The following is a 26,600-nucleotide window of genomic DNA, read 5'->3' as shown; positions in this document are numbered from 1 at the left end:
CTTCGTCCCGAAGCAACTTGGGTGGGTGTTCGGCCTTTGGGCGGTGCGCTTCTCACCAGCTGCGACTGTCCGAAGACGTTCGCGGTTGTCCGCCGCTGCGCGTCGGCGTTGTCACGCAGTTAGACGCTCCGGAAGTTCGAATGGCTAGACCCGAGGTGCCATACCACCGGGAAGCGGACGTAGGGCACGGACGATCGTCGAAGCATGCTTGATGGCCAGGTCAGCCTCTGCTTTTGAGGGGGTGCTCCCTCCGTGTGCAGCCATGTTCCTGACACCGGCGATCTGGCTCTTCACGACGCTCAGCTTGACGCCCGGCATGCCGCCCAGTTTCTCGCACAGGCCGTGGAGGTTGATGATCCCGTTGACATCTTTGATCACTTTCTCGACGAACACGGCTGGGAGCCTTCTCCGTGTGAGCTGATCACGCACGTAGGAGGCCAGGGCCACTTCGGCGGCCGTTGCCGCATCAATGACTGCTTTGCGGTAATCGCCCCCTATGAGCGCATCCTTGGCGTACAGCAGCGTCCGGTGCTCGATGGGAGGGTGTTCTCCCTTCGAGGCGCAGCGCAGTGCTCCGCGTAGTTGCTCCCGGGTCAGGGGCCCCAGCCCAACGTAGAGGGTCCTGAACCGCGCGGGGTTTCCGACGAGGTGTCCACGCTGGATGTGCAGGTGGATGGCTGACGACCTGAGTTGGTTGTCCCAGTCCCGCAGGGGCTCGCCGGTACGCAGTGCGGCCCATTCTTGGACGATCCGGGACCAGGTGAAGAATCCCGCACTCAGCGTCTCGAACTCAGGGGAATCCCACATCTCATCCGACGGCGTGAGCAGTACGGAGCCTCCCGCAGTATGGACGGGACACAGCCGGTCCGAACTCTGGTACCCCCAGCGGCCCTTGAAAGCTTCCAGGACAGCGTCGGGGAGTGGGGTGCCGGCGTAGCTCAGGGGCGCTGAGAGGCTGCCTTGACTGCTTCCGTCATCAGGCACCCGAGGCAGGGTCATGGTGACCTTGTGTTCGCCGATCATGACGGTCTCCATGAGGCCGAGATCATTCACGTCGACAGGAAGTCCCCAAGGGAAGTGCAGGCTCATTGTGTACCTGCGGCGGCGCGGTGGCATGCAGACAAGTATGGAAGGCCGCGGAGTCTGATGGCCCTAGTTTCGGGATACGAATCCACATGTTGGGTCGTAGCGCTGTTGGAGTGCACACGACTCCGGAGGCCCTTTTCGCAGAGTGCAATAGGGGCTGGTCACGGGGGTGTCTACGACGGAATCCGGGGTTGTCGTCCACACATAGTCCACGGGCGACTGCCAGTGGTGCTAAGGCGCAGGAACATGTACTGCTGGGCGTCCTGGTCAGCGCAGTGGCGTTGCCCTGCTGTCACGCGGGCCTCTCGACGTTCAAGCCCAAGCTATGGCCTGGCTCCGGTCGCGGTTCAGGTCAGGCTTCGCTGGGACTCAGACTCGGTTTGTCGCTGGTCGTCGCTGGGCACCGACTTGGGCGAGTGCTGGGTGCTGCCGCGCTACGAAGCCGGACGTTCCTAATCTCCGCAGGAAGCAGCTGGCTTGACGACGGGAGTAGCCAGGTAAGAGCTCCACGCCCCGGGCCTTTTGAGTTCGGGTTGTCTGAGCTCCGCTGTCTTGTACAGCCCACCATTAGTGCGGAGCCAGGACTGGCCGTCACGGTCGATGAGCTCAAGTGCCATATAACTGATGAGCCCGCGTGCCTTCTTCATGTCTAGCCGTTCACCGTCACTCGTCATCACGACCCACCGGTTCGGCCTCAGGATTACCTCAGTGCACGGCGCCATGTTGAACAGATCCACGTACAACTGAGCCGTGAGTGGCTTGGTCAGGTTCGGGGGCTCAACGAAGTCGACTTCGCCGAAGAGACGTGTAGCCGTAAGAGGATCTTGAGACCTGTTCAACACGTGGACTTCCGTGTGCTGGAAGCCCACTGCCCACAGGCTGACTCGTGACGCCTGATCACGTGCTTCCTTCTCCGCCACCTCGCGAGACTGCTGGAGCTGATCCTCGGCGACAGCCGCACTGTAGTACGTGGCCACTGCCGTGAAAACGAGGCCCCCGATTGCCGCGAGGGCGCCGACAACAGCACCCAAGTGCGCCCAGGCGATCCGACGCCGCCCCGAAACCCTGGGTTCCGGCTCGGGCGCTTCCTCTACTTCCTCCCGTACCCGTGCCCTGACCCGGTCTGGCCCTGTTCGCCGCCGAGCAAGCCTCAACCGAACGTGCCGTGGCGAGTTGTCGACCATGAGCCCCCCCCCCGGGCATCAAGTACGGGCATCCCGACCATAGAGCTTGGCTCGCCCTTCTGCTTGCCGATCCTCCTGCCAGCTGCCAGGGGGCGAATGGCGCTTAGAAGGCGCCTGGTGCTTGTGGTGGAACAGGCTTCTGACCTGCGTTGCTGGCCAGGTGGCTCCTACTGTCAGCCAACTTCGACACGCATTCGGCAGTGGCAGTCAGACAGGCCCGCTTCGATGGCAGCCGTCACCCGCTGTTGGTTGAGGCGCTTCCGGGAACTGTGGTCGTGCCAGACGATGCAACGATGGCCGACAACACGTGGACGGTTCTCATCACGGCAAGTGCGACGCTGACAGGCGTGCGGACCGGCAGTCTCCTCACGGCTCTTACTCAAAGGCGTCAGTGGGAGCGAGAAGAGAGCAGTCGCAAGCGACAGGCGCGACGCGATCGGCACGCGGAGCTTCTCGCCGTGGCGGAGGAACTGAGCCGACTGTTCACCAGTGAGAGTGCCACCCAGGACCAAGTCCGTGAACTCGGCAGGTTAGCGGCGTACTCACGCCTTCACGACCACAGAGAAGTACACACAACTGCCACACAAGTTCATACGCGTGCCATTGAAGTTCAGAGCGCCATCGCTACGCATGACGGCGTGCCAACAGATCTCGTGGAAGACTACGAGTCAGGCGTCACCGCGTTCCGAGAGTCTGTACGCCGGTACGCAAGAGAGTGACCACGGTCTCGCCCTCAGTGTGATGCCCGAACCAGCGCACACGACTGACGTCAGTACCTTAAAAGTGCAGCTTAGGTGGATTAGCTCTTGAGCTTCTTCGAGAGAACCAACGTCAGTTGCTGAGAGCGAACTCTGCGTGATCCCAGGTCAGACGAATTCCGGATGCCCGACGTATACTCTTCGACGATATTCTCGATTTCGCCATCGGTCATGTCGACCATAGTTGCAAGAGATGTCAAGAGGGCAGCAGTTTCTCCGTTATCGCCATTGCGCTTCCTGGCCGAGACTGCGCGCTGGAACAGGTCGAGAAGGTCCCGAACCTGCATTCTCTGATCCGATTGTGCGTTGAATAGCTCTTTGCGTAGCCCCCAGGAGGTATGTAGCAGCGTGAACATGTCGACGATATTCGACCACCTGGTTCGGCCAGCCCACTTGCTAGTTTCACTGAGGAACGTCAGGAGTGCGAGAAATTCTGTAGAACGGTCCCGGTAGTCCTCGAAATCTTCCGAGATCTTGTCATAGCGTTCGTTGAGTTCGGTCTTTTTATTGGATAGTCCGAAGATGCAGGTGCCGAAGACCTCTGCGTAGAACTCCAGATCGCCGCCTCGTTTACGTCGTTCACCGCTGAAGACGCCGGATACTGTGCTTAGCTGGTGAGCTGCGCAGTCTTTAAGGAATTCATTGAATGGGCCGGGCAGCAAAGCGTTTCGGAGCTCTTGCTCCGTCAGTACCATGTTGACCCTGTTGACGCGAGCGAAAACTGCGCGTACAAACTCATCGGCAAGGTTGGAAAGACGCCGAATCGGGAAGCGGTATTGGAAGAATTCTTGGCGTACATCGGCGGGCAGATCCTTGAAGAACTTCCCCTCGAACTTCTCGCTTAGCTTCTCGTCCTCCAGCCCGTCCAACGGAAACTTGTTGTTCAGAAACGCAAGCAAGGAGGTGAGACGCTGCTGACCGTCGACGACGGACGCGGTCTGCTCCCCTTCCGGTGATGTCTCATACGAGAGGTAGATCTCCGGGATCGGATACCCAAGGAGAATGGTCTCCATCAAGGACACCTTGGCGCGTTCGGGCCAAACGGCCTTTCGCTGGTACTCAGGCTGGAGGGTCAGCTCGCCGGACTTGTCTAGCGACCGGAACTCCGCCACCGTTTTCGACTCGATCTCGAACTTGAGCCCGTGATCAGCCATGGTGCACGCCCTCCTCAATCGCGCGATCGCGCGCGATTCTCACACTTTTCACCTGATAGTTTCTAAGTGACCTATGGTTGCGATATAGACGGTAATTGATCTCGCAGCTCCTGAAGGCTCCGCCGATGTCCTGGATGAAGAGATCCCTGGAACGTGACCAGTGCTCGCCGAAGGACAGTCGTGGTAGCACGAGGTCAAGGGCGATGCACTCCTCGAAAACCAGCTTGCGCAGGTAGTTCTTCTTCTGGGCGAAGAGCTCGTCCTCAATTATCTCTCGGAGTTCACCCCATGCCTTGTCGAACAGCTCTGGTGAGATCACCGCGATGTCCAAGTCCGAGCCTTCGTGGAATTTCCTGAAGTTCTTATACGGGTTCATGGAGTAACCCAGACGTGCGCTTCCGACCAGTTGCACAGCCATCGGGTCCACGTCTAGCTCGGTTGCAACCAAATGCCGCCATTTGATGTAGTTGAGTTCTTGTGGCCACACCGCAGGTGTTCCGTCGAACAGCCGGGCAGTCACAAAGTAATCAACTTCTTGCCCCAGAGAACTGAACTCCTTCCAGAATTCAGGTAGCCCTGAAACATCGTCCATCATGTCCCCTCAGCGAGCGTCGGGCTGAGCATGTACGCGCTGCAGTCGTTACATCTGCGCCGCACTGACCTGAACATGATGGGTCCGGGCCCTCGGTTGCGCGGTCGCCGTGCGATCTCCGAGGAAATCGTGCGAGGATCCTAGCGCGCTCCATCACGCCGCAGGTCGGATTGATTCGAACTGATCCCGTCGCCCACTACCCCGTAGATGGAGTGGCGACCTGCCCGAGCTCCGACAGCGCAGCTCCCTTGCTGAGATGCCATTTCAGTTGGCGGCATCTTGCGGCGGTCTCAAGTGATGACTGCTGCGCAGGCCGAGCAGTCGGCGTTGGAGCAACCACCGACGTTGTCCCAGCGGGTGGTTCCGCCGCCTCCGCCCTCATGCGCCACTGCAGACTCACCAACGGAAATGACGTCTAGCAGGCCTCGCACTTCAGGGATGCACTCGGGGAGCAGACTACGGGCGATGGCGGACGGGCATCAGAGAGGAGCGTGAGGCCCCTGGTTAGCGGATAACCCGCTGGTCAGGGGCCGTTGGCATGATCAGGCTCGGCAAAAACACCCCATCTTGCCTGACGGCCACCTACCAGGGGAAACCAGTATGGCCGGGGGGCCATGACCTGGACATTCGCCGGCCACTTGGGTAGTTGACCCGCTACCGGCTGTCAGCATGGGGCGCTGCCGAGCAACCTCGCACGGCCCGCGGACGGCCCAAAACCCCCACCAGCTGTCTGCCTGCTGGGCATCATGAGAGCGAGGTCCGAAGTGCGTCCGGGCGACCTGTGGGGGCAGGTATGGGGGATGGTCTGACCGCGTTGATCGCTGCGCTCGCCGGTGTCACGGGCACCTTGCTGGCCCCCGTCTTCTCCCAGCGCATCGTGAGTCGTGTGCAGGAGGGCCAGTTCGAGCGCCAGCAGGAAGCCATGCGGGCCCAATGGGCCAGGGACCAGGCAGAGGCTCGGCTCTCGGAGCGGCGAGCCTGCTATGTCGCGACCAACGCCGCCTATCGGCGCTACCGCATCCAACTCATGAACTACCTCTGGGACGTCCGTCTGGGCAACGTCACGGACGCCTCCCGGGATGAGCTGGAGGCAGCCCGGCACGCCCATCATGCTGCGTTCGCAGAAGCCCAGCTCACCGCCTCGACACCCGTACTCGCGCAGTTGGACGGCATGGCGAAGGAGCTCGCCGGCGCCTATCGACGGATCAAGCGCTTGGAGGAGGGCACCCCGATGGCGAACGGCTCCTTCGAGGACATCGAGAAAGATCTTCAACGTCTCTGGGACCGCGCACCTGCCTCGGCGTCGAAGAAGCAGCACGGACGCCACGGGTGGAGCCATGAACGGGTGACGGCCCCGCAAGGGGGCCGCCGGTCAGTCCTCCGACGGTGCGTCCGTGGCCGTCGGGTCCTTCTTCTTGCGCAGCAGGAACATCGCCACCGCGCCGAGCACCACCATGAGGACCGCGATGGCCGCGATCATCGGCGTCGCGCTGGATCCGCCCGTCTCCGCGAGGTCGCCGCCGCCCGTGCCGGTGCCGGTGCCGCCCGCCGATGCGGGGCTCGGGTCGGCTACGGGCTCCGTCTTGTTGCCGATCGTGCTGCCCTCGGTCTGGCAGTCGAGCACGCCCTTGAACCGCTTCTCGAAGCCGTTCGGTCCCTTGATCGTGAAGTCGTAGGGCTGGTCCTCCTGCAGCGGGATCGTCACCGTGCGCGACGTGCCGGCCTCGATGGTGTGCTTGAGGCCCATGAGGCGGAAGGTGAACGGCCGGTCGCCCGGGTTGCTCGCCGTGATGTCCACGCCGCTCTTGGCGCAGTTCTTCTCCGCGGACAGCGCCGGTATCGCGCCCTTCTTGGCCCAGGTGGCGCTCGCCGTCGCGGAGACCGTGGACTCGCTGGAGCCCGCGAGGATCTGCGTCTGGCTCCGGGTCTCGGAGGCGAAGGCCCTGCCCACCGGCACCGTGGTCGTCGCCTGGACGGCCAGTGCCGCGGAGCCGTCCGCGGAGTCCTTGGGGACGTCGAAGAACAGCTGGCTGCCGTTGACCGCCGAGGTGATGGCCTTGCCGTCCTTGCCGACCACCTTCACCCCGCTCGCCACCGAGTCCGCGGGCGGCGTCACGGACACAGTGTCCGCGTCCGTCCGCACGGTGACCGGACCGAGCCGCTCCCCCACGCGTCCGGAGACCGCGGGCGGGTCGAGGGTCAGCGAGGCCCTGGGCTCCGCCGAGGCGCGCGCGTTCTTGTAGAGGTAGTCCGCGAGCTTCTCCGCCTGCGGGTTGGCCGCCTCGACGTCGGCGCCGTCCGAGTAGCGCCAGATCGCCACCTGCGTGCCGGCCGCGGCTTCCTGCTCGGTCAGCGCCCGCGCGCCCGCCTTGCCGGCCAGCGCGGCGAGGTCGTTCACCTGGGGGTAGGAGTGCTGGAGGATCCAGCGGATCTTCCCCGCGTTCCTGTTGCCGTTCAGCGAAGTGCCGCTCCAGGGGGTCTCCTGGTACTTCGCATCCTTCTGCGTGGGGTTCTGGATGTCGATGCAGTACGTCTGCAGGGTGCCGCCGCCGTCCACGGACATCTCGAAGAGTCCGGCGGGCACCTGCTGGCTCGCCCCGTTGTCACGGATGACGGCCTGGTCGTACGTCTGGAGCCCGCCCAGCGTCGCGACGGCTCCGCCCCGGTGCTGCGGAACCTCTTCCGCCACGGCAGGACCCGCGGTGGCTATCGCCCCCGCGGCGACGGCCCCGGTCGCCAGCGTCACCGCGGCGAGGCGCGCGGCGCCCCGTCTCCGCCGGGACGGCGCAGAGCACGCGCGGCCCCCGGAGAGAGCAGAGAACGCATCGAACACAGAACGCGCAAAAGACACAGAATTCCCCTCCGGACGGGACCCGTTCACATCGAGGGGGGTGATCCCGCCAGCAGATCGAAAGGGGCAGAATCACCTGCCACCTGCGTGGCATCCACTACCAACTGCCCCGTTAGCTACGTTCGGCATCCTAGGGACGCGGCAGACCACGGTCCCCAGTCCTGCCGTTCGATAACCGATCCGACTCGGAATCGTTATCGCCAACAACCTTTCCGAGCTGGGCTTATCGACAAATCAACGGAACCCATTCGGGCATCCACTCACCCACTCCCCGATAAGCCGCACTTCGGTCGCCGAGGCCCGCCGCCGCCCTCAGCCCGCCCGCGGCCGCCCACCGTCCGCCTGACGGACCATCACCCCACCGGCTCTGGCTCCGGCTCGCGCGCCGCCGCCGGTTCCGTCAGTGCCGCGTTCGCCTTGAGTACGCGCCGGAACGCCGCCGTCCCGCGCGAGAGGTCGTGGCCGATGGTGATCGCGTCGATGTCCGCCGACGTCCAGTGCTGGCCGCCCCGCTCCTCGTCGCGCACCTTCAACTTCCCCTGCACGATGACGGGTTCACCGATCGTCAGCGACCCCTGCACATTCGAGCCGAGCGCCCGCCTCGCCCACACCGTGAAGAAGTTGGTGTGCCCGTCCGCCCAGACGTTCTGCACCGCGTCGTAGTACCGCGCCGTCACCGCGAGCCGGAACCGCGCCACCGGCCCCGAGGGCAGCTCCCGGAACACCGGCGTCGTCGCCACGTTCCCCACCACCGTCACCAAGGTCTCGTTCATGCCGAACCCCTCCCTCGTCCACTCCGATTCCGCCGCCGCGGCGGTCGGTCCCGCGGCGTCGATCTCAGAGTGGACCGGCCGGAAGAATCCCGCTGAGTCCTGTGGCCTACCGGGCAGTTGTGGAAAACTTCCTCACCCGAACGGGCGCCGCCCCATGCGAACGGGGCCCCGGCGCAACGCCCCGTTCAGCCCACCGCCGCCCCCGTCACCCGCACGTACTGCTCCCGAACCTCCCGGTACCGCAGCAACTCCGCCGCCACCGGATCAAGCACCCTCGCCCGCCCGCACCCGGCAGCCGCCTCCCGCAGCCGCCGTTCCGCGTCCAGGCCGTAGCGCCGCGCAGGCCCCCGTGCCGCCATCCGGCTCCCCCACTCCACGCAGGGACCGCCCACGATGCCCGCCAGCATCAGCAGCACCGGCACGCCGAGGTTCGGCACCGCGATGCCGATGATCTGCGCCACCAGCCAGAGCCCGCCCACGACTTGGAGCATCGTCATCGCCGCCTGGGCGAGGACCGCGACCGGCCACCACCCGGGACGCGGCGGCCTGCCCTCCGGCACCCCGGCCCGCACCGTCAGCTGGTCGAGCGCCTCGGGCAGCCCCTCCGCACCGCGCACCGCCGCCTCCCGCACGGCCTGCCCCCAGGGCTGGGGCAGCCCCGAAGCGGCCTCGTCGGCCACCGTGCGCACCGCGTGCTCGACGCGCTGCCGGGCCGTGGCCTCCTCGTCCGCCGGGGCCTGCGGCACGGGCCAGCCGAAGTTCTGCGGTCCGCGCTGGGCCTCGTACCACCGCCACAGCCGTAGCCAAGGAGTCCCGCACGCCTTGCCCGCGTGGCGCCGCCAGGCCCGCTCGGCGGCCTGACCCGCGGCCGCCGCGCCCACCGCGTCCGCGAGCCGGTCGGCGAACTCCTCGCGCGCCTCTTCGCTGAGCCCGATCCGCGTCCCGCCCCGGCCCCCGCCCGCCCCGGCCCCGGCGGCGTACACGGGCCACAGCCGGTCGGCGGCGGCGTCCAGGTCGGCCGCGATCCGCCGGGCCGCGGCGCCCCGCTCCTTGGTGAACTGGCCCAAGGAGTCGCGGAGTTCACCGACCCCGTCGCCGGTCAGCGCGGAGAGGGCGAGCACGGTGGCACCGGGTTCGCCGTGCTCGCCGAGGGCGATGCCGTCCTCGTCGAGCAGTCGGCGCAGATCGTCCAGCACCTGGTCGGCGGCGTCGCCGGGGAGCCGGTCCACCTGGTTGAGCACGACGAACGTGACCTCGGCGTGGCCCGCCATGGGTCGCAGATAGCGCTCGTGCAGCATCGCGTCGGCGTACTTCTCGGGGTCGACGACCCAGATGACCGCGTCGACGAGTTCGAGGATCCGGTCCACGTGCGCGCGGTGCTCACCGACCGCCGAGTCGTGGTCGGGCAGGTCGATCAGGACGAGCCCCTCCAGGGTGGCCGCGTCCGGCCCCTGCAGCGGGCGCCTGCGCAGCCGTCCGGGGATGCCGAGCCGGTCGAGGAGCCCGGCGGCGCCGTCGGTCCAGCTGCAGCCGATGGGGGCCGCCGTGGTCGGCCTGCGCACGCCTGTCTCCGAGATCGTCACCCCGGCCAGGGCGTTGAACAGCGTCGACTTGCCGCTCCCCGTGGCGCCCGCGATGGCGACGACGGTGTGCCTGCCGGAGAGCCTGCGCCGGGCCGCGGCCTCGTCGAGGACCCGCCCCGCCTCGGCGAGCGTGGCGCTGTCGAGCCGGGTGCGGGAGAGCCCGACGAGCTCGCGCAGGGCGTCGAGACGGGCGCGCAAGGGCCCTTCGTACGCGGTGGAGACACCGGACGAGGTACCGGAGGGAGCACCGGATGGCGTACTGGACGGCGCCTCGGACGGAGTCCCCGCCGGGGCATACGCGTCAGCGCCGCCCCCCGGCCCCTCAGTGGCCCCACCGCGCCCGGCAGCCGCACCGCCGCGACGCGCGATCAGCCCGTCGTCCCAGACGCCTTCGGAGCCGCTACGGGCGCTGTCGTCTCCGGCAGCGCTCTCGGGCGCCTTCGGCGGCCCGTCGGAGAGCTCGTCGCGCTCACGCCCATGTTCGCGCTCACGCCCGTGTTCGCGCTCACGCCCGTGTTCGCGCTCACGCTCGTGTTCGCGCTCACGCTCGTGCTCGGTGTGATCAGTGACGGCAGTCACCGCGGTCACCTCTCCTTCTGCAGTACGGACAGCGCGGCGATCAGATCGGCCTGGGGTTCGGGGTTCACGTCGAGGGTGTCGAGGGGGGCGAGGCGTCGCTCGCGCTCGGCGCCCAGGACGTTGTCCAGGTAGGTGGTGAGCAGGCGTCCGCCCCGGTCCCGCAGCCGGAGCGCGCCCTGGGCGCCGATCCGCTCGGCGAGCGTCTCGCCCGCCGAGCGGCCGCGGGCTCCGCCGAGCAGGGCCGTGGCGAGCAGGGCGGAGACGACCTCGGGGTCGGGCACGAAGTTCTTGTCGATCTTGTCGAGCCCGCGGACCTCGTCCTCGGCGTACTCCTCCAGGACGCGCCGCCAGCGCCGTACCGCCATCCCGATGCGGTGCTCGGCGCTCTCGGCGTCCCGGTCGCGGTCGCCGAGGCCGGGAGCGGCCGCCGCGGGCTCGCGCCGCCACGCCTCGTCGATCCGCTCGTCGGCGGCGGTCACCGCGCACAGCAGCAGCGCCTCCAGGCTCTCGGAGACGGCGTCGAGGAGTTCGCCCGCGCCGCAGTCCAGCGGGTAGCTGCGCCACCGCTTCAGCGCGTCACCCGCGAGGACGGCCCCGTCCTGCAATCGCTCCCGCACGCGCGCGTGCTCGTGTTCGTACGCCTCGTCGACGGCGAAGGTGAGCCGCAGCGCGGCCGCGTACTGGGTGGCGACGGCGCCCGCGAGCTCCGGGACCCGCACGTTGAGGGACTGGATGACGCCGAGTGCCGTCCGTGCGATGGCCTGCGCGCGGGCGTGGGGCTCCTGGGACCGGTGGGTGAGCCAGGCCCGCAGCGGCGCGACGGCGGTGGACGGAAGCAGCCCGCCGCCGCCCGCGGACTCGGGCAGCTCGGGCACCGTGAAGCGCGGCACATCGCCGAGGCCCGCCTTGGCGAGCAGCGCTCCGTACTGCCGCGACACCTCGGCCACCAGCTGGTGCGGCACCCGGTCGAGGACGGTGACGAGGGTGGCGTCGTGCTCCTTGGCGGTACGCAGCAGATGCCAGGGCACGGCGTCCGCGTACCGGGACGCGGTGGTCACCATGACCCAGACGTCGGCGGCGGAGATCAGCTCGGCGGCGAGGATCCGGTTGTCGGAGACGAGCGAGTCGACGTCGGGGGCGTCCAGGAGCGCGAGCCCCTGCGGCAGGGTCTCCGCGGTCTCGATGCGCAGCGCACGCTCGCCGTCGGGCCCGATGGCCAGCAGATCCTCGCACCCGTCGCCCTCGTCGTCCTCGCCGTCCAGGGGCTCGGGACGAGGCACCCACACGCGCGTGAGGTCGGGCAGTACGCGCATTCCGGCGAACCAGTGATGATCCTCCGGATGGCATACGAGGACCGGCGTCCGGGTCGTCGGCCGCAGCACCCCCGCCTCGCTGACCTGCCGCCCCACGAGGGAGTTCACCAGGGTGGACTTGCCCGCCCCGGTCGATCCCCCGATCACGGCGAGCAGGGGCGCTTCGGGGGCGCGCAGGCGGGGCACCAAGTAGTCGTCGAGCTGGGCGAGGAGCTCGTCCCGGTTGGCACGCGCGCGTGGCGCCCCCGCCAGGGGGAGCGGAAAGCGTGCGGCGGCGACACGCTCGCGCAGGGCGGAGAGTGCGTCGAGCAGTTGAGGCCGTACGTCCAAGGTCACCACATGCGAAGAATGCCCAATTTTGACGGCTTTCTGAAGCATATGGGCACCCCTGCGCGCCGATCGGACACTCGGGACGGAAGGGGCGACTGGGGCGCAGGCATAACGAGTGCACAACACCCGGGGCGTGAGACGCCAAAAGCGATGCGGGATTCGTACCTGCCTGCGATTATCAGGACCGCTTCACTGAACCTCCACATAGCGCCTCGGAGGCGAAGCACCAGGGACAAGGACCCGGGAGCCCTATCCTTGTCCCCGGCAAGGTCACGGCTCGTCCCCACCCGGGCTCCAGGCCACCGGCCACCATCCGGCCCCCGTAGCTCAGTGGATAGAGCAGGCGCCTTCTAAGCGCTTGGCCGCAGGTTCGAGTCCTGCCGGGGGCGCTTCATACGATCCCTGTTCGGCCCTCCCTCCGGGAGGGCCTTTTTGCTTCGTGCGGGGAACCTAGCGGGCGGCGGGTAGCGGGCGCATAAGCGCCGGGCCGCACCCAGGTCCGGGGTCAGCCCAGTTGCTGGGCCAGGCCGACGATGATGCCCTCCGGGCCGCGGACGTAGCAGAGGAGATAGCTGTCCTCGAACCGGGCGATCTCGCCGAGGACTTCGGCGCCGTGAGGGCGCAGGCGGGCAACCGTGTCCTCTAGGTCGTCGACGGCGAACATGACGCGGTGCGTGCCCAGGATGTTGTGCGGCTTGTTGCGCGGGCCCTCGCTGGTCGCCGCGGGGCTGCGGTACTTCGCCAGCTCAAGACGGCTGTGGCCGTCCGGGGTCCGGACCATCGCGATGTCACAGTGGACGCCGTCGAGCCCGGTGCACTGGTCGGCGACGGGGCCCTTGACCTCCGCCCTGCCCTCCAGCTCCATCCCGAGTTCCACGAAGAACGCGATGGCGGCATCCATGTCCTCGACGACGATGCCGACGTTGTCCATCCGCTGAATCGCCATGATGGTCTCTCCTTCTTCCTCGCCCGGCCGGTGGTGGCCGCTGATGTCCCTGGGACGGAGCCGGTGACACGTTCTCGACATCCCCGGAGCGCCGATCTCCGAAAAATCTGGATCGGGCCTCAGCTGAGATTCATTCGGATGCATCAACCCGCCGACAGGTTCGCCCACCCGAGCGGGAAGGCACTCTTGCGCACCTCAGCGAAGGGATCCGGCCTCGGAGAGATCGCCGGCGAGGGTCTTGGGGAGGTTGGCGGCGGCCCCCCTCACTCTCCGTAGAGCGCCTCGATCTCGGCCTCGTACGCCGCCGCCACCGCATGCCGCTTGATCTTCAGCGACGGAGTGAGGAGGCCGTTGTCCTCGGTGAACTCGCCCTCGATCAGGGAGAATTTACGGATGGACTCGGCCCGCGAGACCGCCGCGTTGGCGTAGTCCACGGCCTTCTGGATCTCCGCGATCATCTTCGGGTCGCGGCACAGCTCGGCGAGCGGGGTGTCCTTCGGGCGCTTGCGCACGGCCAGCCAGTGTTCGACGGCCTCCGGGTCCAGGGTGATGAGCGCCCCGACGTACGAACGGTTGTCGCCGACGACGATGCACTGCCCGACCGGCGCACGGCTGCGCAGCCGGTCCTCCAGGATCGCCGGGGAGACGTTCTTGCCCCCGGACGTGACGATGATGTCCTTCTTGCGTCCGGTGATCGCGAGATAGCCGTCGGCGTCGAGCGCCCCCAGGTCACCGGTAGCGAACCACTCGTCCCGCAGCACGGCGTCCGTCGCGGCCGGGTTGTTCCAGTACGAGCCGAAGACGATGCCGCCCTTGATGAGCACCTCGCCGTCCTCCGCGATGCGCACGGCGGTGCCCGGCACCGGGAGACCCACCGTGCCGGGGCGGGGCTTCAGCGGCGGCGTGATGGTCGCCGCGGCCGTGGTCTCCGTCAGGCCGTACCCCTCGTAGATGATGATCCCGGCGGCGTAGAAGAAGAGGTTGAGGCGCCGGTCGAGGGGCGAGCCTCCGCTGATCGCGTACCGCAGCCTGCCGCCGACCTCCTTGCGGATGCGGCGGTAGACCAGCAGTTCGTACAGCGCCCAGCCGAGGTGGAGGCCGATCGAGGGGCCGGGGCTGCTCTTGTCCAGGAACTTGTTCAGATACGCCTCCCCGAAGCGCACCGCGATGCCCTCGGCCCGGTCGAAGGACGCGCCGCGCCCGATCTTCTCCGCGGTCGCGCGCCCCGTGTCGTGGATCTTCTCGAAGAGGTACGGGACACCGACCACGAACGTCGGCCTGAACGAACGCAGTTCGGGCCGCAGTTCGTCCGGCTTGATGCTCGGGCAGTGGCCGAGTTCGATCCGGGCGAGCATGCAGGCGATCTGGATGGTGCGGCCCAGGATGTGGGCCAGCGGCAGGAAGAGCAGCGTGGAGGCGACCTGGCCCGTGATCTCCTTGAAGATCGGGTGCAGCAGGTCGACCGTGTTCGCGGCCTCGGCGTGCAGATTGCCGTGGGTGAGGACGCAGCCCTTGGGCTTGCCGGTCGTGCCCGACGTGTAACAGATGGTGGCGATGGATTCCGGGGTGAGGGCGGACCTCCGCTTGGTCACCTCATCGTCGGACAACTCGGCGCCCAGGGCGGCAAGTTCGGCCAGTGCGCCGTCGTCCACGCAGAGGATGCGCGGGGGCGGGGCGAGCTCCCCGACCGCCGTCCCGGCCGTCGTGACATTCTCCGCCGTCTCCGCGATCAGCAGCGTCGCCCCGGAGTCCCGCACGATCCACTCGATCTGTTCCGCCGCCGACGTCGCGTACACGGGCACGGTCTGCCCGCCCGCCGCCCAGATCGCGAAGTCCAGTACGGCCCACTCGTACCGCGTACGGGACATCAGCGCGACCCGGCCGCCCGGTTCGAGCCCGGCGGCGATCAACCCCTTCGCGGTGGCGGTGACTTCACGCGCGAAGGCCGCCGCGGTGACCGGACGCCACTGGCCGCCCTGCTTGCGGCGCAGGACCACCGCGTCGGGCGCCTCGGCGGCATTGGTGAAGGGGATGTCTGCGGTGCTGCCCGCGGTGGCCTTCGCCGCGAGCCGGGGCGTACGCGCCTCGCGCACGGTGCCGTGCTCGTCCCGGACGAGCTCCACGGCGGCGCGGTCCGCCAGCTCGCTGTGGCGCTGCGCCCGTTTCAGATCCTTGCGTACGCCCATGACGGCTCCCGGCTCCCGGCTACCAGCTGACGTGCAGAGGTCGTGCAGAGGTCGTGCAGTGGTGATGCGGTGCATGCGTACTTACTGGGAGGTCAACTTACTCAAGCGTAGGGAAAGTTCAATGGGGCGTGCAGCGAAGAGAGGCGAAGAGAAGCGAAGAAATCAGAGGGGTGGGCTCATCCTGATGACAACGGGGCACTCACTCGGGCGACGGCACCCAGACCTCCCCCTCAAGAACCCGCCCCATCCCCACCCACACCATGTTCATCAGCCGCAGCGTGACCCCCTCCGGGGACTGGCCCGGATGGCCGCTCATCCAGTCCGTGAGCGAGTCCGCGGCCCCGACCAGCGCGTGCGCGACGAAGTCGGCGTCCTCGTCGTCCAGTTGGGTGCCGCCCTCGCTCTCCGCGATGCCGTCCCAGACCAGGCCCGCGACCTGCGCCATCACCGCGCGCCGCGCGTCGGCGACGGCGGACGCGATCGCCTCGCTCAGCTCCGACGCCTGGCGGTGCAGGACGATCCAGCTGTCGCGGTGCTCGGCGACGAAGGCGAAGAACGCCGAGAGGCCCGCGTGCAGGCGCAGTTCGGGCGCACCGCCCCCGGCCCGCGCGGCGCCCTGGAAGGCGGCGACCAGGCGGTCGGCCTCGCGCCGCAGGCAGGCGAGGAAGAGCCCTTCCTTGGAGTCCAGGTAGAGATAGACCATCGGCTTGGAGATCCCGGCGAGTTCGGCGATCTCGTCCACGGACGCGGCGTGGTAGCCGCGCTTGGCGAAGACCGTCACCGCCACATCGATGATCTGCTGCTCGCGCTCCTGGCGCGGAACGCGCCGGCGCCGTCCCTGCCGTCCCTCAGTTCTCCCGTTGACCGTCACCCTTGCAGCCTCCCAGACTCGGGGCTACCTTACCCCTTAGTAAGTTTACTGTTGAGTAAGGAGATTGCCATGGCGGACGGTGTCGGCGGCGTCGAAGGTGTGGCCGGTCTGGACTTCGCGAGCGTCACTCCCGAGGAGTTCGCGAAGATCGTGAAGGGTCTGTCCGGCAAGGAGATCACCGAGATCGCCCAGGACGGCGAGCTGCGCGCCCGCGTCCTGGGAGAGGTGTTCGGCCGCATGGGCCGCCAGTTCAAGCCGGAGTCCGCGGGCACGGTCAAGGCCCTGATCCGCTGGAAGATCACGGGCATCGACGAGGCGGTCTACGAGACGGACATCCAGGAGGGCACCTGCGCCGTCCGCGAGGGCCGCTCGGACGCCGAGCCGCGCGTCACGCTCGTCATGGCCGACGCCGAGTTCCTCAAGCTGGTGTCCGGCAACGCGAGCCCCGTGACGATGTTCATGATGCGCAAGATCAAGATCGTGGGCGACGTAGCGTTCGCCGCCGGTCTCACCCGCTACTTCGACATCCCGAAGGCCTGACCCGACACGGACCCGGTCCAACGACTTCAGAAAGCTTCAGAAAGCTTCAGAAAGGGAACACACCGTGGCCTTCTCTCTCGAACTGACCGAGGAACAGCGGGACCTGCGCGGCTGGGTGCACGGCTTCGCCGCCGACGTGGTGCGGCCCGCCGCCGCCGAGTGGGACGAGCGCGAGGAGACTCCCTGGCCCGTCATCCAGGAGGCCGCGAAGATCGGCCTGTACGGATTCGAGTCCCTGGCCGACCTGTTCGGCGACCCGACAGGACTCTCGCTCCAGATCGCCAACGAAGAGCTGTTCTGGGGCGACGCGGGCATCGGGATGGCCCTGTTCGGCACGTCGCTCGCGGTGGCCGGGATCTTCTCCGCGGGCACGCCCGACCAGCTCGCCGAGTGGGTGCCGCAGTGCTTCGGCGACGAGGACGAGCCCAAGGTCGCGGCGTTCTGCGTCTCCGAGCCCGAGGCGGGCTCGGACGTGTCGGCGATGCGGACGCGCGCGACGTACGACGAGGCGCGCGACGAGTGGACCCTGTCCGGCCAGAAGGCATGGATCACGAACGGCGGCATCGCCAACGTCCACGTGGTCGTCGCGTCCGTCGACCCGGCGCTCGGCTCGCGGGGGCAGGCGGCGTTCATCGTGCCGCCCGGCACGCGAGGCCTCGAAGGAGCCAAGAAGATAAGGAAGTTGGGGCTGCGGGCCTCGCACACGGCGGATGTGTTCCTGGACGACGTACGCGTGCCGGGGCACTGCCTGCTCGGCGGCAAGGAGCGGCTCGACGCCCGGCTCGCGCGGGCCCGCGAGGGGACGAAGGCCGGTTCCGGGGGCCGCGGACAGGCGGCGATGGCGACCTTCGAGGTGAGCAGGCCGACCGTGGGGGCGCAGGCCCTCGGCATCGCGCGGGCCGCGTACGAGTACGCGCTCGACTACGCGGGCTCCCGGGTCGCCTTCGGCCGCCCCATCATCGAGAACCAGTCCATCGCCTTCGCCCTTGCCGATCTGCGGACCGAGATCGAGGCGGTGCGACTGCTGATCTGGCAGGCGTCGTGGATGGCACGGAACGACAAGGCGTTCGACGCGGGGCAGGGCTCGATGTCGAAGCTGCGGGCCGGAGAGCTGGCCGTTTCGGCGACCGAGAAGGCGGTGCAGGTGCTCGGGGGCGCGGGATACAGCAGGGAGCATCCGGTGGAGCGGATGTACCGGGACGCGAAGATCTACACGATCTTCGAGGGGACGAGTGAGATCCAGCGGCTTGTGATCGCCAGGGCCATCTCGGGGCGGCAGATTCGCTGAGGGGGGGGTAAGCCCGTCCGGCGTTTGAGGACGAACTCGGCGAAGCCGGTGATGAACGGCGCCCAAGGCCCCGGGCCAGGAATGGCACCGCTCTCAAGCCACGCCTGACCCGCGCCGATGAAAAGATCATGACGTCGACGCACCTCTCCCTCCGCGAGCCCGACGCCGTCCTCGGGCTGCTCAACAGCCGACGCAGCGCCGGACGAAGTCTTCGGCGCGGCGTCCTCTGTCTGCTCCCGGCCCTCGCCATCGCCTTCGCCGGGTTCCACCGCCGCTGGATGTCCGACGACGGGCACATCTACGTCCGCACGGTCCGGCAGATCCTGGCCGGCAACGGCCCCGTCTTCAACGCGGGCGAGCGCGCCGAGTCCTCCACCGGCACCCTCTGGCAGTGGCTGCTGGTGCTCGCGGGGCTGCCGGGCCTCGACATCGCGAGGGCGGCGATGTACGGCGGGCTGCTGCTCACCGCCGCCGGGTTCGCCCTCGCCTCGCTCGGGGCGCTGCGGCTGTACGCGGACAGGGCCGTCCTGCCCCTCGGCTGTCTCGTGCTGCTCGCGCTGCCGCCCGTCTGGGACTTCGCCACCTCCGGCCTGGAGACCGGCCTCGCCACGTGCTGGATCGCGGGGGCCTGGCTGCTGCTCGTTACGCGGGCGCCCTCGCTCGCCACGTGTGTGGTCATCGGGCTCGGCCCTCTCGTCCGGCCCGACCTGGCGCTCGTGTCCGCCGTCTTCCTCGGCGCCCAGTGGCTGATGGTGCGGCCCTCGCGGCGGGCCGCTCTCGGTGGACTCGGAGCCGCCCTCGCGCTGCCGGTGGCGTACGAGATCTTCCGGGTCGGGTACTACGGGCAGCTGATGCCGCTGCCCGGTGTGACCAAGGAGGCCTCGCAGAGCCTGTGGGGGCGCGGCTTCGACTACCTCGCGGACTTCGCCGGGCCCTATTTCCTGTGGGTGCCCGCGCTGTTCCTGCTCACGGCCCTGCTGCCGTCGGCGGCGGGGCGACGGGCCGCCGCTCCCCTGGTCCCGGCGCTCGCGCCCGTCGTCGCGGGGCTCCTCTGCTGGGTCTACGTCATCAAGGTGGGCGGCGACTTCATGCACGGCCGGATGTTCCTGCCGGGTCTCCTTCTCATGCTCCTGCCGGTCTTCCTGGTGCCGCTCACGCGCGCGTGGACCATCGCGGCGGTCGGCGTCGGGATCTGGGCCGTGGCCTGCGCGAGCTTGCTGCGGATTCCCTACGAGGGGCGGATCGGGCCCGGCGGCGTCGCGGACGAGCGCGGGGTGTACGTCCGGCAGAACGCGGCCCCCCACCCCCTCCACCACGACTTCGCGGGCTACCCGAGCAACGTCACCTACGCCCGTCTCGTACGCGAAGCCGACCGCGCGGGCACACCGAGCCTGTTCCTCGCGAGGACCCCGGCCGGCGCCAACTCCCCCACCGTCACCGGTGTCTTCAGCACCCTCGGCTTCAGCGGCACGGTGGTCCCCCTGGACGGAGCCGCCCTGGACCCGATCGGCCTCGCCTACCCGCTGGCCGCCCACTCCGAGCGCATCGCCGACGGCCGTGTGGGCCACGACAAGCGGCTGCCCGACACCTGGATCTTCGCCGACCGGGGCCACGGCCCCCTCCCCGATGGCCTCGACCCGGCGGGCGTCGCCGCCGCACGCCGGGCGCTCGGCTGCGGGCCGCTCGCCGAGCTGCGGGCGGCGACGCGGGATCCGATGACGCCGGGCAGGTTCCTGCGCAACGTCACCGGGGTGTGGGAGCGGACGTCGTTCCGCTTCCCGAACGATCCGGTGCGGGCCGAGCGGGAGCTGTGCGGCGCCCGGCAGCCGAACCGGCAGCCGAAGGCGCTCAGCCCGTCCTGATCTCGCCCTCGTCCTCTCCCCCGCCTCCGCCGTCCCCGTATCCGCCGGTCAGGCGGTCCGCCTGCCGGACGGCGGTCGCGAGGTCGCGCAGGGACGTGTCATCGCCCGACGACAACTCCTCGGCGCTCCTTGCCAGATCGGCCAGCGAGGGCGCGCCGGGGAGGGGCTGCCAGCCGGTGGACCCGCTGGAGGTGGTGGAGGTGGACATCGGATCGGGGGCGTTGCCCGTCGTGCCCGTGCCGGGCCGCACCGCCGGGTCGCCGGGCTCGCTCTGCGCGTAGGTCCCCTGCCGCAGCGCGTCCGCGAAGTACGCCGCGACCGCCGCGGTCCGCAGCCCGCGGCCCGCGTCCCACAGGCCGCCGTCCAGGTCGCCCGACTCGATCTCGTTCGACTCCTCGTGCGGGTCGCGGCTGTCGGGGTCGAGCCAGCGGACGCCGGCGGTCGCCACGTGCCCGCTGGCGCCGGGCCTCATCCGTACGGCATACAGCGCGGTCACGGTGTGTCCCGGCCCGACCTCGCCGCCGTCCACGCTGTCGTCGCGGAAGTCGTCGTCGGCGACCTCGCGGTTCTCGTACCCGATGAGCCGGAACTGCTTGACGGTCTGCGGGTCGAAGGCGACCTGCGCCTTGGCGTCGCGGGCGCGCAGCTCGATGTTGGCCGGAAGCTGCTCGCAGAAGACCTTCCGCGCCTCCTCGCTGTCCGACACGTACGTGGTGTGGCCGTCGCCCTTGTCGGCGAGGCGCTCCATCAGCGCGTCCCCGTAGTCGCTGCCTACGCCCACCCCGAAGAGGGTGATGCCGTGCTCGCGGCGGGCGTCGGAGATGCGCTCCAGGATGCCGTCGGCGCTGGTCTCGCCGGTGTTGGCGAGCGCGTCGGAGAGGAGCACGACGCGGTTGGTCGAGCCGTCGCGCCGGCTGCTCACCGCCGTGTCGTACCCCGTGCGGATGCCCGCCTCAAGGTTGGTGGACTGGGTCGGCTCCATGGCGTCGATGGCCGAGTGCACCGTGCCGCGGTGGTCACCGAGGCGGGTCATGGGAAGGACCGTCTCGGCGCTGTCGCTGAAGGTGACGAGCGCGATGGAGTCGTCGTCGCGCAGCTTGTCGGTCATGATCCCGAGCGACTCCTTGACCAGGTCGAGGCGGCCGGGCTCCGCCATCGAACCGGAGACGTCGATCACGAAGGTGAGGGCGGCGGGCGGGCGTTCGCCGTCGGAGCCGTCCGCGCGGGTCGCGAGCCCCACCCGCATCAGGGACCAGCCGTCCTCGTCGGTGCGGGCACCGTCCACGTTCACCGAGAAGCCGTCGCCCTCGGGGCGCGGGTAGTCCTGGCGGAAGCTGTTGACGAACTCCTCGGGCCGTACGGTCGCCGGGTCCGGCAGCCTGCCCTCCGCGAGGGTGCGGCGGGCGAAGCCGTAGGAGGCGGTGTCCACGTCCAGGGCGAAGGTGGAGAGGTAGTCCGCGGGCGGCGCGAAGTCGCGCTCCTTGCCGTCCTGTTGACTGCCCTCCCGCCGCCCGTCGGGGGCGGGCGGCGCGGGCATCGGCGCGGTGCCGCGCCGTTCCTTGCCGCTGCCGTCGACGGCCCGGTCCGTGTTCTGACCGGCACCGGAGCTGCACCCGGTGAGCAGCACCCCGCCCGCCATGACCACGGCCAGCAACCCCTGCCGTATCTTCCGGGTCCCCATGTGTGTCCCCCTCGGCTCGTCGGCTTTCCTGACTGTGACGCGCGAGGTGGCCCGATCGCTCGCTCGGGGACGTTGCGGAAGAGTCTCGATGCGGCTACGGCGAAACGCCGCGCGCACTCCCGCTGGGCGGGTCCTGCGGGAAGAGGCTCAGGGGTCGCAGCGGCGGCGCGTCGTGCGCGGGCAGCACTCCCGCGGCTGCCGGGTCGAATCCGCGGGGCCAGACCGTCGTGTCGTCGGCCACGGCTCCGGTGAGCGTGGCCTCGGCCAGGTCGGTGTCCGTCAGAACGGCACCGCGCAGATCGGCCAACTCAAATCGCGCGCCCTCGACGAACGCCGCCGTCAGGTCGGCGTTGCTGAGGTCCGTCGCGCGCAGGTCGGCGCCGTCGAGCCGGGCGTAGCACAGCAGTACGGACCGCAGGGAGGCCTGCCGCAGGTCGGCGTCCATGAGTACGGCTCTGACCAGCCACGTCCCGGACAGGTCGACCCGCTTCAGATTGGCACCCCGTAGGTGCACGTTCGTCAGATCGGCATAGTGCAGGTCCGCGTCCTCGAGATTCGCGAAATCGAGCATCGTGCGCCGTAGGTCCACTCGCTGAAGACGCAGTTCAAGACCTTTGGGTCGCGGCGCGCGTCCGAGCACGGTGACCGCCGCGTGCACGTCCGGGGAGCGTATGACCAGCAGGGTCTCTCCCGCGTGTGCCAGGGCGACTTCTTGGCTGTGCGCGATGGCGCGGGGGGACGGACGGGCGTCGAGCGTCAGGGCGAGCGCGTTGCGCTGCGCGAAGAGGCAGAGCACCTCGACGACGGCGCCGCGGTCGTCCCGGGAGTCGACCGCGATTCGCTCCAGCGCGAAGATCGCGCCGATGCGCACGCCCACGCTCGAATGGCCCAACTGCTCGACCGCGGCGGTGAATCGGCCGGTGAGCTGCCCATGGCGGCTCACCTGCAGCTGCCGCCAGGTGAAGAACGCGCCCACCAGCAGGGCCAGCCCGGCCAGCCCCTGAAGCAGCGTGGCCCGTATGTCGTTGATCGCCTTCGCCCGGTCCGGGACACGGGCTCCGGAAGTGTCCCAGTCCAGCAGATGGCGCGGCGCCACGACGACGAGCAGCACGACGAGCGTCACGCTCACGACGGCCACGCCGACGCCCAGCAGCCACGACCGGTCCGAGTCGTGCTCGGCGGGGCGCGGCACCTCCCGCACCCGATGTCCGGGCAGGGCCTGGGGCCTTCTCCTCGTACCCGCCATCCCATGAGGTTGCGTCACCGCGATAGGCCTCAAACCCCGCAGCCGCGCAACGGACGCCGCAGCAGGAACCTCGGCCGGTGCCGCGCCAAGAACCTCAGCTGACCACGTCCTTGCGCGCGAACCCCCTGAACGCCAACGCGAACAGCACGAGCGCGTACGTCACCGAGACCGCCGAGCCCTGGATCATTCCGCCCCACTCCATCCTCGGCTGGATCGCGTCCGCCCACGCGAACTGCCAGTGCGCCGGCAGGAAGTCGCGCCAGCTGCCCAGTGCCGTCACCGCGTCCAGGACGTTGCCGACGATGGTCAGGCCCACCGCGCCGCCCACCGCTCCCAGCGGTGCGTCCGTCTTGGTCGAGAGCCAGAACGCGAGCGCCGCCGTGACCAGTTGGGAGACGAAGATGTACGCCACGACGATCACCAGGCGCTGCGCCGCCGTCCCCGCGGGCAGCGCGCCGCCGGTCGGGATCTGGAGCGGGCCCCAGCCGTACGCCACGGTCCCGACCGCCAGGGCGATCAGCGGGAGCAGCACCATGGCCGCCGCGCTGAGGCCGAGCGCCACGGCCAGCTTCGACCACAGGAGGCGGGCCCGCGGGACCGGAGCCGCCAGGAGATAGCGCAGGGACGACCAGCTCGCCTCCGATGCGACCGTGTCCCCGCAGAACAGTGCGACGGGGATGACCAGGAGGAAGCCCGCCGACACGAACAGGCACGTCGCCGCGAAGTTGCCGCCCGACGCCGTGGCCGTGTCCATCAGTGTCACCCGGCCGCTGCGGCTCTCCGGAGACCCGGCGATGGTGAACGCGAGGACCAGGACGAAGGGCAGCAGGCCCATCACCCCGGCCATGACAAGGGTCCGGCGCCGCTTCAGCTGGCGGACGGCCTCGACGCGCAGCGGCAGCGTGCGGCCGGGGCGGTATCCGGGGGCCGTGGCGCGTTCCGTGCCCGGCTCCGTGCCCGGCCGCTCCGTGGCTGTGGCGCTCATGCGGTGCCTCCGTCGATCAGGGTCAAGAACGCGTCCTCAAGGCGGCGGTGCGGGCCCATGGACTCCACGGGCAGCTCCAGGCGCACCAGTTCGGGAAGGAGCCGTGCGGCGCTCGCGCCGTCCGTGCCGTCGAGGCGCACCAGGAGGCCGCCGTCCGCGCGGACCGCCGACGCGACGCCGGGCAGCGCGGCCACCTTGTCGACCATGGGGTCGGCGATGTCGTCCGCGAGACCCACCAGGAGCGTGTCGCCGGAGCCGACGATCTCGGAGACCGGGCCCGCCTGGATCAGCCGGCCGCGGTCCATGACCACCAGGTGCGTGCAGGACTGCTCGACCTCGGCCAGGAGATGGCTGGAGACGATGACCGTGCGGCCGCCCTCGGCATACCGGATCATCACCTCGCGCATCTCGCGGATCTGTGGCGGGTCCAGGCCGTTCGTCGGTTCGTCGAGGATCAGCAGGTCCGGCATGCCGAGCATCGCCTGGGCGATCGCGAGCCGCTGCCGCATGCCCTGCGAGTACGTCCGCACCGCGCGGGCCAGCGCGTCGCCGAGCCCGGCGATCTCCAACGCCTCGTCCATGCGGGCGTCCTCGGCGGGGCGGCCGGTGGCCTTCCAGTACAGCTCCAGGTTCTCGCGGCCCGAGAGGTGCGGCAGGAAGCCCGCGCCCTCGACGAACGCGCCGACCCGGGAGAGGACCGGGGCGCCGGGCCTGATCGCCTGCCCGAAGACGCGGATCTCGCCCTCGTCGGGGCGGATGAGGCCCATGAGCATGCGCAGGGTCGTCGTCTTGCCCGCGCCGTTCGGGCCCAGGAGACCGAGCACCTGCCCCTTCTCGACGCTGAAGGAGACGTCACGCACCGCGTAACGGTCCACCGACTTGGCGTACCGCTTGCTCAAGTCCGTGATCGTCAGCGGCACTTCCGCGAGCTCCGGGTCCGGCGCGGGGGCCGCCGTCCGCCGCCGCGCGGTGAGCAGGAGGAGCACGGCGATCACCGCTCCGGACGCCGGGAGCCACCACACCCAGGCGGGCAGCGGCGTCGCCGCCGTCGTCACGCCGGGCGCCGTGGGGACCGACAGGTCGCTCTTCACGGACACCGTGTACGTGGCGGGCTGCGCCGGAGAGGCGTAGCCCAGGTCCGTCGAGGCGAGGACGAGGCGAAGGCGGTGGCCCTTCTGAAGGTCGTGGTCGACGGCGGGCAGGGTGAGGGTGACGTCCTTGCCCGCCTTCGCGCCCTCCACCCGGATCGGCGAGACGAGCTGCGAGGGCAGCACCTTCTGGCCGCCGCCGGGCCCCACGTCGTACACCTTCCCGAAGAGCACGGCGTCCTCGCTGTCGGACTTGACGTGCACCCGCACCTTCGGCGATCCGGTGATCCGCAGGTCGTCCTTGAGCGGCGCCGACTGGAACGCGGCGTGCTGGCCGGGGAAGTCGAGGGAGACGCCGACGCCCAGTGAGGAGAGCTGGTTGAGCCCGCCGCCGCCCGCGCCCGGGAGCGCGGAGATGGCGGGCGGCGCGGCGCCCGCGGGGTTCTCGACGCGCTGCGGCTCGCGCCCGCTGAGCGCGATGTCCCGCTGCCCGCTCTCCAGGCCGGGGTACGTGTTGCCGCTCGCGCCCCGCAGCTGCGCCGCGCCATCGGTGGAGTCGATGCCTCCGGTGCGCGTGACGCGGAAGGCGGGGCCGGTGTCCGCGCTCTTGTCGTCCTTCAAGTAGCGGTCGAACCATGACCCGACGCGGGCGTTGACCCGCCCGACCTCGCGGTCGCCGCCGTCGTGGCCGCCGGAGATCCAGTCGACGGACACGGGCGCGTGGTTGGCGCGGATCGCCTTGGCCGTGGCGTCGGCCTGGCCGAGCGGGAAGAGGGAGTCGGTCTGGCCCTGCATGAGCAGGGCAGGCACCTTGATGCGGTCGCCGACGGCCTGAGGGCTGCGCTCGGCGAGGAGCTTGCGGGCCTCGGCGTCCGGCTTGCCGTTCACCGCGACGCGGTTGTACATCTCACAGAGCCGCTTCTCGAACCGCTCGCAGCCGCCGCCGGTGTTGATGAACAGGCCGGCCCAGAGCTTCTTGAACACGCCGTTCGGGAAGAGGGCGTCGCTGAGGTTCCAGTACGTGATCTGGGTGGCGACGGAGTCCACGCGCTGGTCGTACCCGGCGGTGAGGAGGGAGATCGCCCCGCCGTACGAGGCTCCGGTCATGCCGACGCGGGGGTCGCCCTTCTTGTCCAGCTGCACCTCGGGGCGCTTGGCCAGCCAGTCGATCAGGTGCGTGGCGTCGTTGACCTCGCCCTTGGGGTCGTTGAGCCCGATCTTGCCGGTGGACTTGCCGAAGCCGCGGGCGGACCAGGTCAGGACCGCGTACCCCTTCTCGGCCAGGCCCTCGGCCTGGGCGGTCAGGTCGTCCTTGCTGCCGCCGAAGCCGTGGCCGATGAGGACGGCGGGGCGCTTCGCCGTCGGGTCGCCCGCGGTGAAGTACGAAGTGTCGATCTTCGCGCCGCCCGCGCCCGGCATCCGCATCATGCGGTCCTCGCGGTGCACGGCGGGCCCGTCGTCCGAGGCCACCGCCGTCCAGGTGCCCGCGCCCGCGAGCAGCGCGACGGCGGCCACCGCGGCGAGCAGTCTGCGCTTGGGCAGCTTGGGCAGTCGTAGATCCATGCGTCAACCGTACGGGCGAGGGCTGACAACCGGGGCAGCCGGTGGGTTGAACCCGCTTACATCCCTGGGGAGTAGGAGAAGGGGCCTGCGTACGACGGCTGCGGTACGGCCGGGAATTCTCCCCGACCCCGCCCCTTCCCG

General features: G+C 69.3%; 18 protein-coding genes and 1 tRNA gene. 4 read left to right on the top strand and 15 right to left on the bottom strand.

All coding sequences use genetic code 11. From position 1 onward, the window contains the following. Nucleotides 1-144 precede the first annotated feature (144 nt). From M4V62_RS27285 to M4V62_RS27250, 8 genes are all read right to left on the bottom strand, one after another. Nucleotides 145-1,089, bottom strand: a complete 945-nt coding sequence (locus tag M4V62_RS27285; RefSeq protein ID WP_249589850.1) for a hypothetical protein — start codon at nt 1,087-1,089, stop codon at nt 145-147. Nucleotides 1,090-1,538: 449 nt separating this feature from the next. Beyond that, on the bottom strand, nt 1,539-2,270 hold the full coding sequence (locus M4V62_RS27280; RefSeq protein ID WP_249589849.1) for a hypothetical protein: 732 nt from the start codon (nt 2,268-2,270) through the stop codon (nt 1,539-1,541). Between the two features lie 799 nt (nt 2,271-3,069). Next, nucleotides 3,070-4,182: a DUF262 domain-containing protein gene (locus M4V62_RS27275; protein WP_249589848.1), complete on the bottom strand. Its 1,113-nt coding sequence runs from the start codon at nt 4,180-4,182 to the stop codon at nt 3,070-3,072. After that, nucleotides 4,175-4,777 carry a hypothetical protein gene (locus tag M4V62_RS27270; protein ID WP_249589847.1) on the bottom strand — a complete coding sequence of 201 codons (603 nt, stop codon included), beginning with the start codon at nt 4,775-4,777 and terminating at the stop codon, nt 4,175-4,177. Before M4V62_RS27270 ends, M4V62_RS27275 begins: the two co-directional genes overlap by 8 nt. A gap of 1,369 nt (nt 4,778-6,146) precedes the next feature. After that, nucleotides 6,147-7,607: a Cys-Gln thioester bond-forming surface protein gene (locus M4V62_RS27265; RefSeq protein WP_425574989.1), complete on the bottom strand. Its 1,461-nt coding sequence runs from the start codon at nt 7,605-7,607 to the stop codon at nt 6,147-6,149. Nucleotides 7,608-7,978: 371 nt separating this feature from the next. Continuing rightward, nucleotides 7,979-8,398 carry a single-stranded DNA-binding protein gene (locus M4V62_RS27260; RefSeq protein ID WP_249589845.1) on the bottom strand — a complete coding sequence of 140 codons (420 nt, stop codon included), beginning with the start codon at nt 8,396-8,398 and terminating at the stop codon, nt 7,979-7,981. Nucleotides 8,399-8,583: 185 nt separating this feature from the next. Next, nucleotides 8,584-10,560, bottom strand: a complete 1,977-nt coding sequence (locus M4V62_RS27255; RefSeq protein WP_425574990.1) for a YfjP family GTPase — start codon at nt 10,558-10,560, stop codon at nt 8,584-8,586. Between the two features lie 5 nt (nt 10,561-10,565). Then, nucleotides 10,566-12,251, bottom strand: coding sequence for a dynamin family protein (locus M4V62_RS27250; protein ID WP_249589843.1), 1,686 nt, complete (start codon nt 12,249-12,251; stop codon nt 10,566-10,568). Between the two features lie 268 nt (nt 12,252-12,519). Between M4V62_RS27250 and M4V62_RS27245 the strand changes: the two genes are divergently transcribed. Further along, nucleotides 12,520-12,592 (top strand) — tRNA-Arg (locus M4V62_RS27245). A gap of 116 nt (nt 12,593-12,708) precedes the next feature. On the opposite strand, the gene M4V62_RS27240 is transcribed toward M4V62_RS27245, so the two are convergent. The 3 genes from M4V62_RS27240 to M4V62_RS27230 form a co-directional block, all read right to left on the bottom strand. Next, on the bottom strand, nt 12,709-13,149 hold the full coding sequence (locus M4V62_RS27240; protein ID WP_249589842.1) for a VOC family protein: 441 nt from the start codon (nt 13,147-13,149) through the stop codon (nt 12,709-12,711). 263 nt (nt 13,150-13,412) lie between these two features. After that, complete coding sequence (locus tag M4V62_RS27235; protein ID WP_249589841.1) at nt 13,413-15,335, bottom strand: AMP-dependent synthetase/ligase; 1,923 nt, start codon at nt 15,333-15,335, stop codon at nt 13,413-13,415. Between the two features lie 199 nt (nt 15,336-15,534). Continuing rightward, nucleotides 15,535-16,206 carry a TetR/AcrR family transcriptional regulator gene (locus M4V62_RS27230; RefSeq protein ID WP_249589840.1) on the bottom strand — a complete coding sequence of 224 codons (672 nt, stop codon included), beginning with the start codon at nt 16,204-16,206 and terminating at the stop codon, nt 15,535-15,537. A gap of 69 nt (nt 16,207-16,275) precedes the next feature. On the opposite strand from M4V62_RS27230, the gene M4V62_RS27225 reads away from it, so the two are divergent. The 3 genes from M4V62_RS27225 (at nt 16,276) to M4V62_RS27215 (ending at nt 19,896) form a co-directional block, all read left to right on the top strand. Beyond that, a complete protein-coding gene (locus M4V62_RS27225) occupies nt 16,276-16,746 on the top strand; it encodes an SCP2 sterol-binding domain-containing protein (protein ID WP_249589839.1) in 471 nt (156 codons plus the stop codon). A gap of 64 nt (nt 16,747-16,810) precedes the next feature. Continuing rightward, entirely contained in the window at nt 16,811-18,034 is a 1,224-nt protein-coding gene (locus tag M4V62_RS27220) for an acyl-CoA dehydrogenase family protein (protein WP_249589838.1), read from the top strand. Nucleotides 18,035-18,162: 128 nt separating this feature from the next. Continuing rightward, nucleotides 18,163-19,896: an arabinofuranosyltransferase AftB family protein gene (locus M4V62_RS27215; RefSeq protein ID WP_249589837.1), complete on the top strand. Its 1,734-nt coding sequence runs from the start codon at nt 18,163-18,165 to the stop codon at nt 19,894-19,896. On the opposite strand, the gene M4V62_RS27210 is transcribed toward M4V62_RS27215, so the two are convergent. The 4 genes from M4V62_RS27210 to M4V62_RS27195 form a co-directional block, all read right to left on the bottom strand. Next, on the bottom strand, nt 19,883-21,577 hold the full coding sequence (locus M4V62_RS27210) for a vWA domain-containing protein (RefSeq protein WP_249589836.1): 1,695 nt from the start codon (nt 21,575-21,577) through the stop codon (nt 19,883-19,885). The two genes, M4V62_RS27215 and M4V62_RS27210, sit on opposite strands and share 14 nt — an antisense overlap. A 94-nt stretch (nt 21,578-21,671) precedes the next feature. Continuing rightward, nucleotides 21,672-22,823, bottom strand: a complete 1,152-nt coding sequence (locus M4V62_RS27205; RefSeq protein WP_249589835.1) for a pentapeptide repeat-containing protein — start codon at nt 22,821-22,823, stop codon at nt 21,672-21,674. Between the two features lie 94 nt (nt 22,824-22,917). Beyond that, on the bottom strand, nt 22,918-23,808 hold the full coding sequence (locus M4V62_RS27200; protein ID WP_249589834.1) for an ABC transporter permease: 891 nt from the start codon (nt 23,806-23,808) through the stop codon (nt 22,918-22,920). Further along, the gene (locus tag M4V62_RS27195; protein ID WP_249589833.1) at nt 23,805-26,459 is read right to left on the bottom strand and encodes an alpha/beta fold hydrolase; all 2,655 of its coding nucleotides are present in this window, start codon (nt 26,457-26,459) and stop codon (nt 23,805-23,807) included. Before M4V62_RS27195 ends, M4V62_RS27200 begins: the two co-directional genes overlap by 4 nt. Between the last annotated feature and the right edge of the window lie 141 nt (nt 26,460-26,600).

Origin of the sequence: Streptomyces durmitorensis (assembly GCF_023498005.1) — a bacterium.
Lineage (GTDB): Bacteria > Actinomycetota > Actinomycetes > Streptomycetales > Streptomycetaceae > Streptomyces > Streptomyces durmitorensis.
This window is presented reverse-complemented; position numbering and strand designations above follow the sequence as displayed.

Bases quoted from the DNA above. Each gene is read 5' to 3' on its own strand.
- M4V62_RS27285 (WP_249589850.1), bottom strand. From the start codon at position 1,089: ATGAGCCTGCACTTCCCTTGGGGACTTCCTGTCGACGTGAATGATCTC.
- M4V62_RS27280 (WP_249589849.1), bottom strand. From the start codon at position 2,270: ATGGTCGACAACTCGCCACGGCACGTTCGGTTGAGGCTTGCTCGGCGG.
- M4V62_RS27275 (WP_249589848.1), bottom strand. From the start codon at position 4,182: ATGGCTGATCACGGGCTCAAGTTCGAGATCGAGTCGAAAACGGTGGCG.
- M4V62_RS27270 (WP_249589847.1), bottom strand. From the start codon at position 4,777: ATGATGGACGATGTTTCAGGGCTACCTGAATTCTGGAAGGAGTTCAGT.
- M4V62_RS27260 (WP_249589845.1), bottom strand. From the start codon at position 8,398: ATGAACGAGACCTTGGTGACGGTGGTGGGGAACGTGGCGACGACGCCG.
- M4V62_RS27250 (WP_249589843.1), bottom strand. From the start codon at position 12,251: ATGCTTCAGAAAGCCGTCAAAATTGGGCATTCTTCGCATGTGGTGACC.
- M4V62_RS27240 (WP_249589842.1), bottom strand. From the start codon at position 13,149: ATGGCGATTCAGCGGATGGACAACGTCGGCATCGTCGTCGAGGACATG.
- M4V62_RS27235 (WP_249589841.1), bottom strand. From the start codon at position 15,335: ATGGGCGTACGCAAGGATCTGAAACGGGCGCAGCGCCACAGCGAGCTG.
- M4V62_RS27225 (WP_249589839.1), top strand. From the start codon at position 16,276: ATGGCGGACGGTGTCGGCGGCGTCGAAGGTGTGGCCGGTCTGGACTTC.
- M4V62_RS27215 (WP_249589837.1), top strand. From the start codon at position 18,163: ATGACGTCGACGCACCTCTCCCTCCGCGAGCCCGACGCCGTCCTCGGG.
- M4V62_RS27210 (WP_249589836.1), bottom strand. From the start codon at position 21,577: ATGGGGACCCGGAAGATACGGCAGGGGTTGCTGGCCGTGGTCATGGCG.
- M4V62_RS27205 (WP_249589835.1), bottom strand. From the start codon at position 22,823: ATGGCGGGTACGAGGAGAAGGCCCCAGGCCCTGCCCGGACATCGGGTG.
- M4V62_RS27200 (WP_249589834.1), bottom strand. From the start codon at position 23,808: ATGAGCGCCACAGCCACGGAGCGGCCGGGCACGGAGCCGGGCACGGAA.
- M4V62_RS27195 (WP_249589833.1), bottom strand. From the start codon at position 26,459: ATGGATCTACGACTGCCCAAGCTGCCCAAGCGCAGACTGCTCGCCGCG.